The sequence below is a fragment of the Actinosynnema sp. NPDC023658 genome, assembly GCF_040639995.1.
Classification (GTDB): Bacteria; Actinomycetota; Actinomycetes; order Mycobacteriales; family Pseudonocardiaceae; genus Actinosynnema.
On the sequence record NZ_JBFAAX010000577.1, the window covers coordinates 1 to 3,643 of the forward strand.

Below are 3,643 nucleotides of genomic sequence, written 5' to 3' on the forward strand. Positions count from 1 at the left end.
GGGAACGACGTCGGTGGCGAGAAGTACCGCTTCATCCCGGAGGGCGAGCAGACCGCGGTGTGGCTGATGGGCGGGCTGGCGCAGGTGCGCGTGCCCGGTGAGGCGACCAGGGACACCTTCACCGTGGTGCAGCACACCGGCGCCCGCGGCTACACCACGCCGCTGCACGTGCACGACTACGAGGACGAGGTGTTCATCGTGCTGGACGGCACCTTGCGCATGATCTGCGACGGCGACGAGCTGACCGCCGAGGCCGGGTCGACGATGATTGTGCCCCGGACTCGTCCGCACGGATTCATCACCCTTTCGGAGAAGGCGCGCTTCCTCACCATCCACTGCACACCGGACGAGGGGCGCAAACCCCAGTTCGACCTCTTCCTGGCGGCGGAGATTCCACCCGCCAAGGCATTGACCCTGCCCACGGAGGCGCTCGGACCGGATTTGGACCACGTGATCGCCCTCGGTCGCACCTATGCGTATGGTTACGCGGGCCCCGCCCCGGAACTGTAAGTTCACCCCATAAGGTCAATCGGCCCCGATTGACGCGGTAAACCGATTCTGATACGAGATTAACATGCCACTCAGTGTTCTGTCCCTAATGGTGTGCGTATTCGGCATCACCACCGGCGAATTCGTCATCGCCGGGATCCTGCCGGATGTCGCCGACGGCCTGCACGTCTCCATCCCCGCGGCGGGCCTCCTCGTCACCGCCTACGCCATCGGCATGATCGTCGGCGGCCCGACACTGACGGCCCTCACCGCCCGGTACCCGCGCAAGCGGCTGATCCTGATCCTGCTGCTGGTCGCGGTCGCGGGCAACGTGGCCTCCGCGCTCGCGCCCGTCTACGGCGTGCTGTTCGCGGCGCGCATCATCACGGCGCTGGTCACCTCGACGTTCTTCGCCAACGCGATCGTCATCGCCACGTCGACCGCGCCGCCGGACAAGCAGGCGTCCACGGTGTCGAAGCTCGTCCTCGGCATGAACCTCTCGATGATCCTCGGCGCACCGCTGGGCACCTTCGTCGGCAACAGCTTCGGGTGGCGCGCGACGTTCGCCGCCATCGCCGTGACCTGCGCCGTCGGCCTGCTGATGGTGATGCGCTTCGTGACCGCGGTCGCCAACGACACCACCACGTCCGCGCTCACCGAGCTGCGCGTGTTCCGCATCCCCGCCGTGCAGCTCGCCATCCTGGTCACCGCCGTCGGCAACGCGGGCCTGCTCATCGTGTTCACCTACTTCGCGCCGCTGCTGGTCGACGTCACCGGGTTCACCGCGACCGCGGTGCCGTTCCTGCTGCTCGTCTACGGCGTCGGCGCGACCGTGGGCAACCTCCTGGGCGGCTGGCTGTCCGACCGGGCGCTGATGCCCTCGCAGATCGGCCTGCTGGTGGCGCTGACCGCCGGCCTCGGGGTGATGTGGCTGGTCAGCGCCAACATCGTGGGCACCGCGATCATGGTCTTCGTGGTCGGCGCGCTCGGCTTCTCGGTCGTGCCGGGGATGCAGGCCAGGGTGCTCAAGACCGCCTCGCAGGCGCCGACGCTGGCCATCGCGGTCAACGCGTCGGCCTACCAGCTCGCCGCCGCGTTCGCGGCCTGGCTGGGCGGCCGGGTCATCGACGGCGGCCTCGGCCTGCGGGCGATCTACGTGGTGGCCGCCGGTGTCACCGTCGTCGGCATTCTGGTGAGCCTGTTCGCCTGGTACCGGGACCGCCGGGGCGTGACGGCCCAGAACGTACCCGTGGGGTGATCCGCGTCCGACGCCGCCGCGACGTGGTCCTCTCGACGCAAAGGAGCGCACCATGGCTCGTGAATCGGTCCTGGTCACCGGAGGATGGGCGTCGACCCACCTCGAAGAACCGGGAACGGTGTTCGTGGAAACCGGGAACAGCGATTCCGAATACCGGAAGGGCCACCTACCAGGCGCCGTCTGGATCGGGTGGGACGAGTTCCAGGACCCGTTGCGGCTCGGCGTCATCGACCGCCAGGAGTTCGAGAAGTTGTTGAGCGCGAAAGGCATCGGCAACGACGACACCGTCGTGCTCTACTCGGTGAATTCGAACCTGCTCGCCGCCCTGGCGCTGTGGTACTTCCGGCTCTACGGGCACCGGTCGCTGAAGCTGCTCGACGGCGGCCGGGAGAAGTGGCAGCGCGACGGCCACCCGCTCACCTCCGAGGAGACCGTCCGGCAGGCCACCAGCTACCACGCCGAGGATCCCGACCCCTCGATCAGGGCCACCCGCGACGACGTGCTCGCCGCCATCGGCACCAAGAACCTGGTCGACGTGCGCACGCCCGACGAGTACGCGGGCCGCATCTTCGCGCCGGGGTTCGCGGGTGAGGCGTTCGCACCGGGCAACAACCCGCACGAGGTCGCGCAGCGCGCGGGTCACGTGCCCGGTGCGGTCAACCTGGAGTGGTCGGAGGTGCTCGACGAGGACGGCACCTTCAAGTCCGAGCAGGAGCTGGAGCGGTTCTACACCAGGCTCGACCGCGATCGCGGCTCCATCACCTACTGCTGGGTCGGGGCGCGCTCGGCGCACTCCTGGTTCGTCCTCAGCGAGCTGCTCGGCCGGCCGGACGTCAAGAACTACGACGGGTCCTGGGGCGAGTACGGCTCGCTGGTGGGTGTGCCCGTCGAGCGCGGCGACGGTCCTCGCTGAGCACGCCCCAGCCCGCGCCCCGGCGCCGTCCCGGCGTCGCGGGTACCCACGTCCCGACATCCGAGGAGGCCGGGCACGGGTCACCGCGCCCGACACAGCGATGAATGAGAGAACCGAACCAGCGACCGGTCGGCTGGCGGGCAAGGTCGCCCTGGTGACCGGTGGCAGCTCCGGCATAGGCGAGGGCGCGGCCAAGGCGTTGGCGGGCCAGGGCGCCCGCGTCGTCGTCGCGGCCCGGCGCGAGGCGGAGCTCGAACGGGTCGTCGGCCTGATCACCGAGGCCGGCGGCACCGCCGTCGCGGTGCGCGCCGACACGACCGTGGACGAGGACGTGGCCGCCGCCGTCCGCACCGCCGAGGAGCACTTCGGCAGGCTGGACATCGCCTTCAACAGCGCGGGCGGGCTCGGCGCCGTCGGCCGGGTGACCGAGCAGAACCCGAAGGTCTGGGCCGACGACATCGAGCACATCCTGACCAGCGTCTTCCTGTCCATGCGGCACGAGCTGGACGCGATGCTCCGCGCCGGGGGCGGCGTCATCGTCAACAACGCCTCCCAGCTCGGCCTCGTCGGCGTCGGACTGGGCATCAGCTCCTACGTGGCGGGCAAGCACGGCGTGATCGGGCTGACCCGTGCGGCGGCACTGGAGTACGCGCCCCACAACATCCGGGTCAACGCGCTGGCGCTGGCGTCGGTCGACACCCCGATGTTCCGCGCCACCACGGGCAGCGAGGAGATGGTCCGCCACTTCACCAGCCTTCACCCGTTGGGCCGCATCGCCACCGTGGAGGAGGCCGCCTCCAGCGTGGCCTACCTGGCGGGCGACGAGGCGTCGTTCTTCACCGGCTCGGTCCTGACGATGGACGGAGGGTGGACCGCCCAGTGTCCCCGGTCCACCGATCCCCGCCTGCCGGGACGTGAGGCCGGCAGCGAACCGGGCGTCCTGCCACCGGGCCCCACGCCCGAGGCACGGGCTCGGCACGTCC

General features: G+C 70.0%; 4 protein-coding genes. All 4 read left to right on the plus strand.

All coding sequences use genetic code 11. The features are described from left to right. Nucleotides 1-510 (plus strand): cupin domain-containing protein (locus tag AB0G02_RS31410; RefSeq protein WP_360801280.1); only part of this gene is annotated, 510 nt, incomplete at its 5' end. An 88-nt stretch (nt 511-598) separates the two neighbouring features. Then, the gene (locus AB0G02_RS31415; RefSeq protein ID WP_360801282.1) at nt 599-1,747 is read left to right on the plus strand and encodes an MFS transporter; all 1,149 of its coding nucleotides are present in this window, start codon (nt 599-601) and stop codon (nt 1,745-1,747) included. A gap of 52 nt (nt 1,748-1,799) precedes the next feature. Beyond that, nucleotides 1,800-2,660 carry a sulfurtransferase gene (locus AB0G02_RS31420; RefSeq protein WP_360801285.1) on the plus strand — a complete coding sequence of 287 codons (861 nt, stop codon included), beginning with the start codon at nt 1,800-1,802 and terminating at the stop codon, nt 2,658-2,660. Between the two features lie 100 nt (nt 2,661-2,760). Continuing rightward, nucleotides 2,761-3,643 (plus strand): SDR family oxidoreductase (locus AB0G02_RS31425; protein WP_360801288.1); only part of this gene is annotated, 883 nt, incomplete at its 3' end.